The organism is Lysinibacillus sp. FSL R5-0849, from assembly GCF_038595075.1.
In the GTDB taxonomy this organism is placed as follows: domain Bacteria; phylum Bacillota; class Bacilli; order Bacillales_A; family Planococcaceae; genus Lysinibacillus; species Lysinibacillus fusiformis.
Window position 1 is genome coordinate 4,588,421 of sequence record NZ_CP152004.1, and the last position, 14,709, is coordinate 4,603,129.

Annotated in this window: 15 protein-coding genes; 11 read left to right on the plus strand and 4 right to left on the minus strand. The window is 35.4% G+C overall.

Translation table 11 applies throughout. From position 1 onward, the window contains the following. Positions 1-62: 62 nt before the first annotated feature. Positions 63-518, plus strand: coding sequence for a phosphate-starvation-inducible protein PsiE (gene psiE / locus MKY80_RS22830; RefSeq protein ID WP_008177855.1), 456 nt, complete (start codon positions 63-65; stop codon positions 516-518). 15 nt (positions 519-533) lie between these two features. On the opposite strand, the gene MKY80_RS22835 is transcribed toward psiE, so the two are convergent. Further along, positions 534-1,829, minus strand: coding sequence for a GNAT family N-acetyltransferase (locus tag MKY80_RS22835; protein WP_237068903.1), 1,296 nt, complete (start codon positions 1,827-1,829; stop codon positions 534-536). 80 nt (positions 1,830-1,909) lie between these two features. On the opposite strand from MKY80_RS22835, the gene MKY80_RS22840 reads away from it, so the two are divergent. After that, positions 1,910-2,953: a hypothetical protein gene (locus MKY80_RS22840; RefSeq protein WP_008177858.1), complete on the plus strand. Its 1,044-nt coding sequence runs from the start codon at positions 1,910-1,912 to the stop codon at positions 2,951-2,953. A gap of 126 nt (positions 2,954-3,079) precedes the next feature. Next, positions 3,080-4,225 (plus strand): fused response regulator/phosphatase, encoded by a 1,146-nt coding sequence (locus MKY80_RS22845; protein WP_008177860.1) that lies wholly within the window; start codon positions 3,080-3,082, stop codon positions 4,223-4,225. Positions 4,226-4,270: 45 nt separating this feature from the next. Here MKY80_RS22845 and MKY80_RS22850 read toward each other — a convergent pair whose 3' ends face one another. Together MKY80_RS22850 and MKY80_RS22855 are read right to left on the minus strand one after the other, a co-directional pair. Continuing rightward, positions 4,271-5,125, minus strand: a complete 855-nt coding sequence (locus tag MKY80_RS22850; RefSeq protein ID WP_089986426.1) for a protein-glutamate O-methyltransferase CheR — start codon at positions 5,123-5,125, stop codon at positions 4,271-4,273. 2 nt (positions 5,126-5,127) lie between these two features. Next, positions 5,128-7,875, minus strand: a complete 2,748-nt coding sequence (locus MKY80_RS22855) for an ATP-binding protein (protein WP_107922765.1) — start codon at positions 7,873-7,875, stop codon at positions 5,128-5,130. 170 nt (positions 7,876-8,045) lie between these two features. Here MKY80_RS22855 and MKY80_RS22860 point away from each other — a divergent pair, with 170 nt between their 5' ends. The 8 genes from MKY80_RS22860 (at position 8,046) to MKY80_RS22895 (ending at position 13,399) form a co-directional block, all read left to right on the plus strand. Beyond that, positions 8,046-9,236 carry a M14 family zinc carboxypeptidase gene (locus tag MKY80_RS22860; RefSeq protein ID WP_342531344.1) on the plus strand — a complete coding sequence of 397 codons (1,191 nt, stop codon included), beginning with the start codon at positions 8,046-8,048 and terminating at the stop codon, positions 9,234-9,236. A gap of 150 nt (positions 9,237-9,386) precedes the next feature. After that, positions 9,387-9,716, plus strand: coding sequence for a PadR family transcriptional regulator (locus MKY80_RS22865; RefSeq protein ID WP_008177869.1), 330 nt, complete (start codon positions 9,387-9,389; stop codon positions 9,714-9,716). Continuing rightward, positions 9,713-10,120, plus strand: a complete 408-nt coding sequence (locus MKY80_RS22870) for a permease prefix domain 1-containing protein (RefSeq protein ID WP_008177870.1) — start codon at positions 9,713-9,715, stop codon at positions 10,118-10,120. Before MKY80_RS22865 ends, MKY80_RS22870 begins: the two co-directional genes overlap by 4 nt. 2 nt (positions 10,121-10,122) lie before the next feature. Continuing rightward, positions 10,123-10,779 carry a hypothetical protein gene (locus tag MKY80_RS22875; protein WP_008177871.1) on the plus strand — a complete coding sequence of 219 codons (657 nt, stop codon included), beginning with the start codon at positions 10,123-10,125 and terminating at the stop codon, positions 10,777-10,779. 20 nt (positions 10,780-10,799) lie between these two features. Then, positions 10,800-11,831 carry an alpha/beta hydrolase gene (locus tag MKY80_RS22880; RefSeq protein ID WP_089986429.1) on the plus strand — a complete coding sequence of 344 codons (1,032 nt, stop codon included), beginning with the start codon at positions 10,800-10,802 and terminating at the stop codon, positions 11,829-11,831. Between the two features lie 92 nt (positions 11,832-11,923). Further along, positions 11,924-12,331 (plus strand): MarR family transcriptional regulator, encoded by a 408-nt coding sequence (locus MKY80_RS22885; RefSeq protein WP_008177873.1) that lies wholly within the window; start codon positions 11,924-11,926, stop codon positions 12,329-12,331. A 130-nt stretch (positions 12,332-12,461) separates the two neighbouring features. Next, positions 12,462-13,121, plus strand: a complete 660-nt coding sequence (locus MKY80_RS22890) for a hypothetical protein (protein WP_089986430.1) — start codon at positions 12,462-12,464, stop codon at positions 13,119-13,121. Next, positions 13,118-13,399, plus strand: coding sequence for a hypothetical protein (locus tag MKY80_RS22895; protein WP_342531349.1), 282 nt, complete (start codon positions 13,118-13,120; stop codon positions 13,397-13,399). Before MKY80_RS22890 ends, MKY80_RS22895 begins: the two co-directional genes overlap by 4 nt. Positions 13,400-13,509: 110 nt before the next feature. Here MKY80_RS22895 and MKY80_RS22900 read toward each other — a convergent pair whose 3' ends face one another. Further along, positions 13,510-14,586: an ankyrin repeat domain-containing protein gene (locus MKY80_RS22900; protein ID WP_342531351.1), complete on the minus strand. Its 1,077-nt coding sequence runs from the start codon at positions 14,584-14,586 to the stop codon at positions 13,510-13,512. Positions 14,587-14,709 lie beyond the last annotated feature (123 nt).

Genomic DNA, 14,709 nt, shown 5'->3' on the forward strand with positions numbered 1-14,709 from the left:
CGTATTTTGCCATATGATAAATATGTTTAGGCTCACTATACAAATACGATTGGAGGAGTTATATGAATCAAAAAAATTCAACCTATATACAGCTCATTAAAGCTGTACCAAAGTCTTTGCAACTTTTTCTGAATGTTTGCCTAGTCCTCTTAGCACTCATACTAGCGTTTTTACTCTTTAAGGAGCTAATAGAATTTCTTAAAATATTGCTTTTCTCTAAGGAAGGTGGCGATTACAAGCTATTCCTTGCCAACATCCTTATATTTTTCTTGTACTTTGAGTTCATTACGATGATTATTAAATATTTTAAAGAGGATTATCATTTTCCGCTTCGATACTTTATATATATAGGTATCACAGCTATGATTCGATTAATTATCGTTGAGCACGATCATCCTCTTAATACGTTAATTTATTCAGTTATTATTCTCATACTCATCATTAGTTACTTTATTATTAATATTACACCACTTGAAAGACCGACACGATCATCTCTATTTATGAAAAAGGAACATTAGCCCAGCACAACTATTCTAAAACGCCGTCGTACATTTTGGTTTTTCAAATACAAAGAAAAATTGCTGTAAAGCCTGTAGATATTGCTCCTGACTGATTTTTATTTGCTGCAGCATATACAGTTCTTGGACCGTTATGACTCCCATTACCAGTGAGGAAAGCTCAGCCACATCTACAACTACTTCCACATCATAGTGACCACTTTCAATAATGTTCATCGTGCCTTCAACCACCTCGATAATGAGTTGCTGATTATTTTCAGCAAGTAATGAGTCCGAAACTGTTAATTTAAATGTCAGTGTTACACCATTAAAATGGTGTGCCGTTAACTCTTCAAAAAAACCTTTTACATTAATAATGCGGTACATCAGTCCAACCCCTGACACGGCATTTTCATGGTAAACACTAGGAATTAAATGATTTGTACCATTTCTGACATCGCCTAAAAAGAAATGAACATTGTCTTCTTGTGTATTCCACTCAATGCGGTTTACTTGATCTGCCTGACTGTTTAAAAATGTACTCAGCTCTAACAATGCCTGCGGTGTCTCATATATCCATTCTTTAATGACTAAATTATTCAACATAAAATTACTCTCACCTTGCTTTTCAAATGAAAAAACGATATAGCCTTGTACGGTATCATCCTCTTTCATCGCAATCACATAGTTTTCGTCGTTTTTAAAAATAAAGGAAAGCTCTGATTTTGTTTTGAGAAACATTCCATGCTTTTGAGACGCTACCCTGTTATAACAATCTGTTAGCTGCTGTTGATCTTGCACTGTTAAATATGAAAGGTGCTTCTTCGTTGGGCCTTTAGGAAAGCTTAAGGGCTCTACTAAATATTGATACATTCTCGGTCCATATCCAAACCCCATTTTTTTATAAAAATCTGGCCTAAACGGATACAAAGCGACAAAGTGAATATCCTTTGCTAAAAAAAAGTGAAAGAATTGATGGATTAACTCCTTCGCAACTTTTTCCTTTTTATGTAGTAAATCAACTGCAACAAGCCCTACTCCGCCAATCGGTATCATTTTAGAGAAAAGGTTCATTTGAAAATCATGTAATCGCATGCCGCCAATTAGTTTGTCATCATCCCAAAGTCCAAAATAATTTAGGGATTCATCATGATTCTGATTATCCATAAAAAGATTTTTTAACTGCTCTTTTGTTGTCTGAGCTCCGTTCATTCTTCCAGGGTAGGCTCCTACAACGATACTCGCAAAAGTTAAAAAATCTTGCTCTTTTACTAATCTCTCTACCACTCTCATTGTTTCCCCTCCATTTTCAAAGTATGATATGACGTTCATATTCATTTTCCACCCATAATAACATATATTACCACGTCATATAAATGAACAATGAACATGATTAAAGGAGGAATAAAGAAATGACTTTAATTGATGCGTATATCGATGAAGTATCTAAAAAACTACATAAAAATAAACGTGAAAACATAAAGCTTGAGCTAAAAGCTACTATTGAAGATATGTTGCCAGAGCCATATTCAGAAGCAGATATAATGGAAGTGCTAAAAAAGCTTGGTAGCCCTGCAAAAGTGGCAGCAAGCTATCAAGATACGCCACGTTATTTAATTGGTCCAAACGTGTTTGATCTATACACTAGAACCATTAAACTCGTATTTCCTTGGGCAATTTTTATAACGATCATTGTTCAAGTAATTCAGAGAATTTTCCTCTATTCAGGAGAAGAAGCCTTGCTCTCCACTATCATTTCAGCATTCTCCATGACGATTGTGGCCATTATTTCTGTATCATTTCATGTTTTGTTTTGGATCACCATTTTTTTCATCGTCATCGAACGCTCTAATACGGATAAAATTCAAATATTGCCTTTCCTGAATGACCCTAAGGAGTGGACACCTGAAAGTTTAAACATTAAAAACATTCCTAAAGACAAACTCATCACTTTAAGTGATATAATTTTTAGCTTTGTAGGGATTATTATTTTTACCTTTGTTTATTGGAATGCCAATCGTCTTTTAGGTATATATACAACAAATGGGAATGGTAGCTTAAAGTTTGTTATGCCAATCTTTAATCAAAATATTTTACAATCCTATGCTCTTTTCTTTATGCTCTGTGTCATTCTTAGTCTTACTTTAACATTTTTAAAATGGCGTACGGGGCAATGGACCATGACGATTGCTATCATCAATGCATTGCTTCAAAGTGCGGGAACTATTGTATTTATTGTCATCGCTGTTCATCAAGATTTTATCCATAGTGCCTCCATTCCGTACATTGCCGCAATCGTAGAAAGCAACACAGCAAAGGTCTCCTCTATTATAGATAAGATCCTACTTGCCAGTATGTGCATTGCTGTTTTAGCCAATGCATTTGATATATATCAAGGATTTAGAAAAGCTAAAATACCAGCCTCTAAAAGTGATAAATTGAAAATTTATGATTGAAAGCTCTTCTTTCAAATCGCGAAAATACCTTTCTCCTCTAATGTTTTGTATAATAATAAAGTTGGAAGTAATTTATATACACGAATAATAATCTGCACAATTCAATTAGAGTAAGGGGAAATAACTATGACCATTCTTCTAGTAGATGACAATCAAGTCAATTTATTTGTCATTGAAAAAATACTGAAAAATGCAGGTTATGAGCACTGTGTTTCTCTTTCATCTGCTAATGAGCTATTTGATTATTTACAATTAAATGAACCAAATCCAACAGGAAGCTCAGTTGATTTAATTTTATTGGATATTATGATGCCTGAAGTAGATGGTATAGAGGCCTGCAAACGTATTAAACAAATTGAAAGATTGAGAGATATTCAAATTATCTTTGTTACAGCGCTCGAAGATAAAAACAAACTCGCAGAAGCATTAGATATCGGGGGCGTAGATTATATTACAAAACCGATTAATAAAACGGAATTGCTTGCTAGAATACGAGTTGCCCTACGTTTAAAAGCTGAATTAGATTGGCACACTCAACATGAAAAAAAAATACAATACGAATTGGATTTAGCTACTCATGTGCAAAGAAGCCTGCTTAGTCCACCGTTAAATGAAAAGGATATTCGTCTAGAAGTCTCTTACCTACCATCCTCTAACTTGGCAGGTGATATGTACTATTGGCATAAAATAGATGATCATCGTTATGCCATTATTTTATTGGACATGATGGGCCATGGTATATCTGCAGCGCTAGTTTGTATGTTTATCTCCTCGGTTTTAAGAGAGGCTGTTAAACAATTAAACGACCCTGAACTTGTTATTAAAGAACTGAATCGTTATATGACCCTGTTGCAAGATGGCAAGGATGAAAATCTTTATTATTTCACAGCGATTTATTTAGTGATTGATACGAAACAAAAAACAATCGAATACATAAATGCTGGTCATCCTGCGGGGTACGCATTAATTGATGAGGAAACTTGTGTTCCATTAAATCAAGGTAGCTGTGCAGTCGGCTTTTTCGATGAAATTAATGTCAAAAAACAATATATACAATACGAAAAAAATGTACAAATTGTTATGTTTACAGATGGTGTCTTAGAGGCAATGGGACCTTGTGAAATAGAATCAGAAAAGCATTTGCAAACGCTAACATCCTCTAAATGGGACTATGCTCAACCCCTCATCGACAACCTATTACCTAAGGACAAACAAAACAATCAACCGGATGATATGTGTGTCTTAATGATCCAAGCCCGTGCTGCTGATTAAATAAAAAGAAAGAGGCTACCTCCATCCTAGGTAGCCTCTTTCTCTTTAATCTATTTTTTGATAAATCCTTTCATTCCCAACAACTTCCCTATAATTCGAAATAACCTCTTCAAAGCGCAATGTTTCCTTATCGCCTAAACATAAAAACCCCTTGTCACTTAGGCTTTCATAAAACAAATGATGGACCTGACTTTGCAGCTGAGGTGAAAAATAAATAAGGACATTTCTACATAAAACAACATGAAATTCATTAAATGATTGATCTGTCACTAGGTTATGCTGGGCAAAAATAATATTCTTCAATAATGTTGGATGGAAATAAGCATATTGATAATCTGTCTTATAGTATTCCGAAAAAGCATGGGCTCCTCCTGCAAGCATATAGTTTTTCGTATATGCCTGCATTTTATGAATTGGAAAGACACCCTTCTTCGCCTTTTCTAATACTTGCTCATTCATATCTGTTGCATAAATTACAGCCTTGTCTATAAGCCCTTCCTCTTGAAGCAAGATGGCCATAGAATAAACTTCCTCACCAGTTGCGCAGCCAGCATGCCAAATCCGGATTTCTTGGTATTCTCGTAAGGCGGGGATCACTTTTTCACGAAATGCCTTAAAAAAACTAGGGTTGCGGAACATTTCCGTGACATTGATTGAAAAATCATTTAACAGCTGCTCTAAAAATTCCTGCTCATGAATAACCTTTTCCTGAACACGAGAAATGGTTGGAATGCTATTTATTCTCATCCTATTAAAAATTCGACGTGAAATGGAAGAACGGTTATATTGCCGAAAATCATAACCTGATAAACGATAAATAGCCTCTAATAACAAATCAATTTCTAAATTTGTTTGCTTATTCAATTGTATATTTTGCTCCAATGGCTCAAAATGTTCCATCTTTATAAACTCCCTTTAGAAACTAACCATACTCTTAAAACGGATATTAATTGATCTAAATTTAATGGTTTACTAATATAATCAGATGCACCAGCTTGCAATGATTTATCACGATCATTCTTCATAGCCTTCGCCGTCAGAGCGATAATCGGTAGATCTGTCCGCTTCATTTGTTGGCGAATAATAGTCATTGCTTCATAACCATCCATATTCGGCATCATAATATCCATAAGCACTAAATCAATCTCATGATGAGCTTGCAAAACCTCTAAACATTCCAGTCCATCTTTAGCCACTAAAATGTTCATACCTCTTGTTTCAAGTGCCGTTTTCAAGGCATAAATATTACGGTTATCATCGTCGACGATTAAAATATTTTTCCCTTGGAAAACCTCTACCTCATGTTTTAAAGCTTCCCTATTATCCTGCGCCGGCTCTTCTCTAGGTGCCTCTTCCTCCATTGTCACAGCTACCTCATTTAAAGCAGCAAGCTTATCGCAATGATCTTCTTCAACTCCATTTGGTAAGCTTGGAATCGTTAACGTAAAGATACTACCTTGTCCCTCTTCACTTTGCAGTGTAATCCAACCACCGAGTAGTTTCGCAAACTCCTTACAAATTGAAAGACCCAGTCCTGTTCCACCATATTTTCGAACAGTAGCCCCATCTGCTTGCTGGAATGACTCAAAGATCAATTGATGCTTGTCTTTTGGAATTCCTATACCGGTATCTGAAACAGTAATTTCTAGCCAATCAGCGCTAATATCTTGCATATTGCTTGTAAGCTGGCTCTGTGCAAGCTGGTTAATGGCTAAAGTTACAGATCCATGTTCCGTAAACTTAAAGGCATTTGATAATAAGTTCTTTACTATTTGCTGGAATCTCTTTTCATCTGTATAGAATACATCGACAACATTATCTGCCTTTGAAATATGGAAATCTATATTTTTCTTCATTGCGACAGGTGCAAAAGTATGCTCAATTTGAACAGGTACTTCGCTCACATTTACTTCATTAAAAATGATATCTAGCTTCCCTGCCTCCACTTTTGATAAATCTAAAATATCATTAATCAACGCAAGCAAATCCTCACCTGATGAATGGATTACCTTCGCAAATTCAGCTTCCTCATCTGTTAAGTGGTCTTGGTTATTTTCTGCGAGCATCTCTGACAAAATTAATATGCTATTTAAAGGCGTTCTAAGTTCATGTGACATATTCGCTAAAAACTCCGATTTATAATTAGAATTAAGTATAAGCTGTTCTGCACTTTCCTCTAATTCCTGCTTCGCCTTCTCTAGCTCGCGTGATTTGGTCTCTGCCTCTTTCGTTCGCTCTTCAAGCTGCTCGTTAATCATCGTCAGCTCTTCTGTCTGCATTTGTAATTCCTCAGATTGTGTTTGAAGTTCTTCTGATTGAACTTGTAACTCCTCGGTCATCGCTCTTGATTCATTCAATAATCGAACAATTTCCATCCGCCCTAATACACCGTTGACGGTTAAGCCAAAGGTTTCAGTAACCTGCTTCATTAGCTCCTGCTGTAATGCATTAAATTTTGTCATTGTAGCTAACTCAACAACGGCAATGACTTCATTTTCAAAAATAACAGGAATCAATAAAATATGTTGTGGTCTTATTTCACCTAGCCCTGTTCTAATTAAACGATAATCTTGCGGAATATTATCATAAAATAACACTCTTTTTTCTAATGCACATTGACCAATTAAACCTTGTCCTACCTTAAAGCTCTCCCTACCGACACCATCTTCTCCGTCAGCAAAAGCAGCCTTTTTCATAAATAGTACTTGTTCCTCTGCCTCTTCCCGAACATAGAATGCTCCAAGAGATGCCTCAGTTTTCTGTGCCATTTCTGATAGGAAAGTTTCAGCCAATTTCGTAATAGCTGAAATACCTTGATATTTTGTTACGATATCAGCAATATTCGTTTGTAACCATTCTCTCTTCTCGACCGATTCCAATAATAGATTGGTCGCATCGGCGAGCTCATTAATTTCATCATTTGTATTAACATGTATCCTTCTTTTAAAATCGCCCTTCGTAGCAGCCATTTCCTGAATCGTTTGTGTGACCTCTGTTATAGTTTTTACAATGGAACGAGAAATTCCACTTGCTATGACAATAGCAATTACAGAAACAAAAATTAAAATCCCAAATAGACCACTAGTTAATTGACTATTTTGTTTGTCTAACTGAGCAGCCTTTGCTTGTGTGTAAGTATTTTCAGTTGCACGGAATGCATCGAATAATTTGCGCATCTTCTCCATATCTTGGCGTCCATTATCCACTTTAAAAAATTCCGTTAATGCTTTTGTATTCCCGTCCTTTTTATATTGAATAGTTGGTCCACCCGTTGTTTCAATCCAATGCTCGATCGTTTCCTCAATCTCTTTTAATTTTTCCTGCTGGGTTGGTTTATCTTTCATTTGCTGATAAAGATCATTAAAATCTATTTTCCAGTTTTCCGCTCCATTATCATACGGCTCCAGATAACTAGGTTCACCCGTAATAATAAACGCTCGCTGACTTGATTCCATATCCAATATATATTTTTCAATATCATTGGTTAAAGTTTTCACATTAGAGTCGTACTTAATAATAAAATTTCTTTCCTTTTGCAAAGAAGTAATTTGATTATTTAGGATGATCACTGATGCAAGTAAGCAAAGTATAATGATGATATAACCTAATGTAATCTTGGAGCGTATACCCAATTTAAATTTATTTAACATTTGGTTTTCCTACCTTTACCTTTCTTGTACTCTATTTTTGTTATAAATGTGACTAGAATATTAACTTAAACTCTCCTATAAAGAAATTTTGCAGCCTGCGCATTAATAAGTCTTAGTTTCTCACATATACATTTTATATTGAACCATTTTTAATTAAGGAGAGAATGCATGTGGACATATTCGTAAGGCCAGGAGATTCCCTTTGGCATTTCAGTGAAGTGTTTAAAATACCTCTTCCACTCATTTTAGATTCCAATCCCAATATAAATCCTCAATTTTTAAGAGTCGGGCAACGCGTTCGTATTCCTGGATTTGTGACCATTGACTATCAAGTAAAACAAGGGGATTCTCTTTGGCAAATTGCACAAAGATATAATCTCACACTTGTTGCCTTATTACTCGTAAACCCAGGTGTTAATCCAAGTCAATTACAAATTGGCCAGATGATTCACATACCTCAACGCATAACATGGCCCTTAATTGACGGTAAGCAAAATTATACGTACAACATCATGATGAATGATATTCAAAGGCTCGTTAACGCCTATCCATTTCTTCGCAATTCTATCATTGGTAGCTCTGTGTTAGGTAAGGAATTACCCGAGCTATTAATTGGTAATGGAGCTAAACGTGTTCACTATAATGGCTCCTTCCATGCAAATGAATGGATTACCACACCTATTATTCTAACATTTTTAAATGACTATTTGCTCGCTCTCACGAACCAAAATAATATGAATGGACTTTCTTTATTCCCTCTTTATCAGCAAACGACCCTATCCGTAGTACCAATGGTGAATCCTGATGGCGTCAATTTAGTCATACAAGGCCCCCCAAATGATGAATCATTAAAAAATCAACTTATCTCATGGAATAATGGTAGCTCTGATTTTTCTGGCTGGAAAGCAAACATCCATGGTGTTGATTTAAATGACCAGTTTCCTGCTGAATGGGAATTAGAAAGCGCCCGTAACCCGAAAACTCCTGGGCCTAGAGATTATGGCGGAGAAAAACCTTTGTCTGAGCCTGAGGCCATTGCAATGGCAGATTTGACCAAGCAGCGTGATTTTGCTAGAGTACTAGCCTTTCATACACAGGGCCGCGTTATTTATTGGGGCTTTGAAAATCTTGAACCACCTGAATCAGAGGTGCTTGTGAATGAGTTTAGTCGAGTGAGTGGCTATGAACCCATACAATCTGCTGGGAGCTATGCAGGCTATAAAGATTGGTTTATCCAAGATTGGCGTAGGCCAGGTTTTACCGTTGAATTAGGAAGTGGCACAAACCCTCTACCGATAAGTCAATTTGATGATATTTATGAGGAAGCTAAGGGAATCTTTCTTGCAGGATTATATATGTAGAACAATATGATCGATAACTCCACTCGCTATACAGCGAATGGAGTTCTTTTTTCGAGCTCTAAAAAAAGAAAATAAATTACTTTGACAGGCAGAGTAATGTTTGCTAATATTACTCTGACAGATAGAGCAATAAAATGAAGTAGGTGACTTATGGTTCGCAGTGATATTATCCGAGGACACTTGGATTCGATTATTTTACGGCTCATTTCAGAAAAAGACCGCTATGGCTATGAAATTTCTCAGGAAATAAGTCTCCGTACAAATAATCGATTTCAGATTAAAGAAGCAACTTTGTATGCTGTTTTTCAACGTCTTGAGAAAAAAGAAATTATTGAAGCCTATTATGGAGATGTTTCACATGGTGGCAAAAGAAAGTATTACCGCATTACCTCATTAGGAAAGGCCTATTTAAATGAGTTAGTGAAAGAATGGTCGGAAGTAAAAGAAATTATTGATTTATTTATGGAGGGCGTCGAATGAAGAGAATAAAAAACCATATTGATGAGCTGTTTAAGGATATTCCTCACAACAATGAAACGGAAATGGTTAAACAAGAAATTATTGAAAACCTTGAAGAGAAAGTATTTTATTTGATGGACCAAGGAAAGGAACAAGAGGATGCCATCAATAAAGCAATTGTAGAGTTTGGAGACATAGAAGATTTAAAAAAAGAACTGGGCGTTAAGGTGCCTGCTAAGAAAAATATGGCTAAATTAAATTTAGAATTCTCTCTTTGGGGTAGTGGCTTAATTATTGCATTCTTTATATTTATTAATCTTTATTACACACCACAAACAATTTGGGCAATCTATCCAATCTTCGCCATCCTTTGGTGGCCATTGTCTATGTACTTTGTATGGTCTCGTAAGAGATGGGGTGAATAAACATGAAGAATTTTATTAACTTCTCACTAGCTGGGAGCATCATGACAATGATTTTTTTAGGTATCGTCAATTTCACGACATCGTCCCAAACAATGTGGTTTATCTATCCTTGCCTACTGCTATTGCTTTGGCCAATTACGATCATCTGTATGTATAAAAGAATGTATAAACAATATTCAATTATTTGTAGTACGGTGATTATCGTGTTTCTTATTATAGAAAACTATATTTACACACCAGATCATCTATGGTTCATTTACGCCATTTACCCTATTCTCTGGTGGCCAATTCTGATGTACTTAGATGAAAAAGCAAAAACGCTAAAAGTCGCACTGATCGGCTGTGCTTCTACTATTATTTATTATGCTTTAGTAAACATCATTTTATCACCTCAATACCCTTGGGCAATCTATCCTGCATTTTTAGTTATGTGGTGGCCCCTAGCTTTATACCATGCTCAACGAAAAACATTTGTGGCTTTCTCCGTCACTGCTACATTATTAATAAGTATCTTTTTTATCATCGTCAATATTGTTTCTTCCCCAGGAGTTATATGGGCAATCTACCCTATTTTTGTTACGCTTTGGTGGCCTCTGAGTATGTATTTCTATGTGTATAAAAGAAGAATGTATCAAGGAACATTCGCGAAACGCATGTAAGGAAGGAAGGAAGGAATACGATGAAGACATATATTCATTTTATTAAATATTTTGTTATAGTCATTGTACTTTTACTCGTATTGATGCTTCTCTTCCCAACGTGGACCTCCTCCATAAAAGGCTCTAACAGCATTAGCGTTTTAGAGCAAGTCGAAATTAATGGCACTGGTCATGAAATGATGATCCGTGGTTATGACAAAGAAAACCCTGTTATTATTTTTGTTCATGGCGGACCTGGTTGCTCTGAAATACCCTATGCAGAAAAATACCAACATTTACTAGAAACTGAGTTTACTGTGGTCCATTATGATCAGCGAGCTAGTGGGAAGTCCTATCATTTTTTCGAGGACTATTCTAATCTCTCTTCAGATTTGCTTGTGGAGGATTTATTGGCACTGACTGATTATATAGCGAAACGACTAGACAAAGAAAAAGTCATCTTAATTGGTCATTCCTATGGCACATATATTGCTACACAAGCAGCCGCTAACGCCCCTGAAAAATATGAAGCTTATATTGGGGTAGGACAAATGAGCAATACAATCGAAAGTGAGATCGATAGTTTAAATTTCACTATCCATCAGGCCCAACTGCAAGGTAACAAGGAAGATGTTGTACATTTACAACAGTTAGCTAATGAAATTAAGGCTGGTACAATGTTTACGCCTCGAAATTATGTCAATAAATATGGTGGTGCTACTAGATTAATTGATAATCCTGATGGAAATATGCTAGGGATGCTATTCAGCAAAGAATATAATTTATTAGATATTATCCGTTACAACTATGGCTTATCCTTGTCTCAAGAAGCTTTATTAAAAGAGGTCATGCAGCACCCCCTACCAGCAAAGGTCCAAAAGCTTGATTTACCCTTCTATTTTTTAATGGGCAACTATGATTATCAAACATCCTCACAAGCAGCCAAAAATTACTTCGACCAAATTAGCGCAGAGAAAAAAGAATTTATAGCTTACGAGCAATCTGCACACTATCCACAATTCGAAGAAAAGGAAAAATTCTTTGAATGGATGCACGCAACTTTTAAACAATAAATGCTTATTTCTTTAGAGGTATAGTATTCTTGGAAAGATATATTCACTTGCTATATAATTCAATTATTAAATATTTTAACGGACGTGATTATATGGCTGACAGTCTACTTAATGTAGAAATCATTATGAAAGAAATGCTAGAAATACAACAAAAATCGAAAATGTTTGTAGACCTTTTATCTGAAGGAGAAGCGTTATCGCAAAACCAGCTAATCCTACTTCTACAACTTAAAATAAATAACGGTATGAAAGCGACAGAAATTGCAGATTTTTTTAGTGTGACACCTGGAGCTGTAACCTCTATGTGCGATAAACTGGAAAAACTAGCGCTCATACAACGGATAAGAGAAAATAATGATCGTCGTGTGGTCAAAATGGTTTTAACAAGTACTGGTGATGAAAAGGTCCAAGAAATCTTTTTAAAATTTCCCCAAGATAAACTTATAGACATGGCCACTATTTTAAGCGAAGTAAACAAGCTAATGAATAAAATCTTTTAGGATTTCAATAAACTTGAAATCCTTTTTTTATTGGTTAGTTCTTGACAAATGGAAGTCGCATATAATTTAATTAATATATATTTTAATAATTAAAATATATATTAATTAAATTATAATGAGGTGACTTTTTATGTTTCAAAACCTTCGTACCCTTACCCTAACAAATGGTCGTATTAAAAATCTAGATGCTGATTACGAGCAATTAAATATCCGAGGAGCTGTAGCAATCCAACAAGAAGTACGTCTAAAAAAGGTATCTACTCATGGCCATAGTTCCTTTTATTTCCCTGTTATCGTCCAATCCTTTACTAGTACAGGTTCTTGTACTTTAAAGGATTATTGCGAAATGGAGGAGCTAATGAATGCGGGTAACATAAAAATACGTAGTGGTCATATTCAAAAGATTAATAGCTCTGGAAAATTGGTAGCTGAAGAGAAATTACAGTGCGAGAAGCTCGATGCTATTGGAATTGTAAAAGCTGCAGAAATAACGGCTGAGCATTTTCACTTAAAATTGTCAGGAGAGAGTGAAATTCACCTGTTATCCGCTGAAAATATTTTTGTGGAAAAGGATAGGGTCACACTACTTTCATTTTTGAAGAAAAAATTAAGTTGCCATACTATTAGCGGCAAACACTTGAAACTAGCCTATACCAAAGCAAAAATTGTGGAAGGTGATTTTGTTACAGTTGGAGAAAATTGTCATATTGAAACACTGTACTATTCAGATGACTATACTATTGCTTCTAACGCAAAGGTGCAGCACATTATACGGAGGGAAAAAGAGTGATATTGCTAAAATGGCTACAAGCTTTTTTTGGCTCATTAGCACTAGTTGTATTGTCCGTATTGTACGCTGGCTTATTGTTAAGTGGCATTCTTTCCCTATTAGCTGGCTTTTTAAGAACATTTGGATTTCATCATATTAAGATGAACGTTTGGTATGGTGTAGAATTACCCGTTATATTAAGCATTCCTCTAGCATTGCTAGTAGCCATACTGCTATTCTTTTGTGCAAGGTATGTCAAACGTTCTATAGCTTTTTGCTTCTCGAAAATCAGAAATTAATATGGAAGAGCGTTAAAGGAATAGCACTTTAACGCTCTTCTACTAGCTTATTTTGTATGACTTGACCGCTTCTCATGAAATAGGGAACGCACGAAGTAAATTTTACTGTATTATGAGAGTTCCCCTTCAAGAAATTGAATGAGATACATTTCTGGCCTAGCACGGAAATCTGTAAAACTACTTAAATCTGCATATACCTCATGCTCCAAATCGTAACAACCTACCTGTCCCTTTGGGTTCCATACTAATTGCAAATCAGAGTACTGATCGATAGTAGCTGAAATACGGAGCAGTTTTTGACCGCCAACTTTCATCTCAATTGTTTCCGTCAGTTTGAAAAAATCGATGTATTGAATATTATAATTATTGACTGCAAGCTTAAGTTGTAATTGATCATCTGTCAGAAAATTGAGCAGCTCACTCGGTAATTTATATTTTTTTAATTCATATTTTTTATTTTCTATATGATGAAGCTCAGCAGGTTCTAACGCCTTCAAATATTGAGCTATCTCTATATTTTTTATACTTACTGCAATGTTGTACGCTCTTTCCCCATCCTTCTCTGTTAATGAAATATCAGCCCCCCTCTCAACTAAATACCTCACCATAGCTATATGACCCATACGTGTCGCAATCGTTAATGGTGTAGGCTCATACGGATAAACCATATCAGGCTTTTGATAATTAATATCTACCCCTTGATCAAGTAAATAGGTAACCATATTTTTGTCATAATTTGATACAGCCTGACGTAATACTGCCCCACTATATTGTTTTATATCAAGCCCAAGTTCATGAATGAGCGGGATATTTTTCTTATTACCATAGTAGGCCTGCGAGTAGGCACCAGATCCAACGCGATTATTTCCATCTAATTTTGCCCCATGTGAAACGATATAGCGGATTATATTCTCCTTACAATATCGAACAGCTCTTAAAAAAGAAGGATTTTGATCAACATTCAAATTAACATGATAGTCGATTAATAGCTTTACAACATCCAACTTTTGAGCGATCAATGCTAGATCTAAGGGACTTAATGATATGTGCTTACTTAAAATAATATCTTCTTCAATATCCCAGCCATTTACTTTTGCAACTTGTAATGCAGCTATATTACCAGTATAAATATGCATGGCAATTTCGGGCATTTCCTGAAATGTTCCAATATCTTTTAATTTAATCATCTAATGCTCGGCTCCCTTCCTATGCTTATAAAAAGTATAGAAAATAACATCCTATTAAACAACGGGGCATAATACTTACAATGAATACCAAACAATAAAATTTATATTAAAAAGGGAGCTTTT

Excerpts from the sequence above, each read along its gene's own strand:
- psiE (WP_008177855.1), top strand. The coding sequence starts at position 63 with ATGAATCAAAAAAATTCAACCTATATACAGCTCATTAAAGCTGTACCA.
- MKY80_RS22835 (WP_237068903.1), bottom strand. The coding sequence starts at position 1,829 with ATGAACGTCATATCATACTTTGAAAATGGAGGGGAAACAATGAGAGTG.
- MKY80_RS22840 (WP_008177858.1), top strand. The coding sequence starts at position 1,910 with ATGACTTTAATTGATGCGTATATCGATGAAGTATCTAAAAAACTACAT.
- MKY80_RS22845 (WP_008177860.1), top strand. The coding sequence starts at position 3,080 with ATGACCATTCTTCTAGTAGATGACAATCAAGTCAATTTATTTGTCATT.
- MKY80_RS22850 (WP_089986426.1), bottom strand. The coding sequence starts at position 5,125 with ATGGAACATTTTGAGCCATTGGAGCAAAATATACAATTGAATAAGCAA.
- MKY80_RS22855 (WP_107922765.1), bottom strand. The coding sequence starts at position 7,875 with ATGTTAAATAAATTTAAATTGGGTATACGCTCCAAGATTACATTAGGT.
- MKY80_RS22865 (WP_008177869.1), top strand. The coding sequence starts at position 9,387 with ATGGTTCGCAGTGATATTATCCGAGGACACTTGGATTCGATTATTTTA.
- MKY80_RS22870 (WP_008177870.1), top strand. The coding sequence starts at position 9,713 with ATGAAGAGAATAAAAAACCATATTGATGAGCTGTTTAAGGATATTCCT.
- MKY80_RS22875 (WP_008177871.1), top strand. The coding sequence starts at position 10,123 with ATGAAGAATTTTATTAACTTCTCACTAGCTGGGAGCATCATGACAATG.
- MKY80_RS22880 (WP_089986429.1), top strand. The coding sequence starts at position 10,800 with ATGAAGACATATATTCATTTTATTAAATATTTTGTTATAGTCATTGTA.
- MKY80_RS22885 (WP_008177873.1), top strand. The coding sequence starts at position 11,924 with ATGGCTGACAGTCTACTTAATGTAGAAATCATTATGAAAGAAATGCTA.
- MKY80_RS22890 (WP_089986430.1), top strand. The coding sequence starts at position 12,462 with ATGTTTCAAAACCTTCGTACCCTTACCCTAACAAATGGTCGTATTAAA.
- MKY80_RS22900 (WP_342531351.1), bottom strand. The coding sequence starts at position 14,586 with ATGATTAAATTAAAAGATATTGGAACATTTCAGGAAATGCCCGAAATT.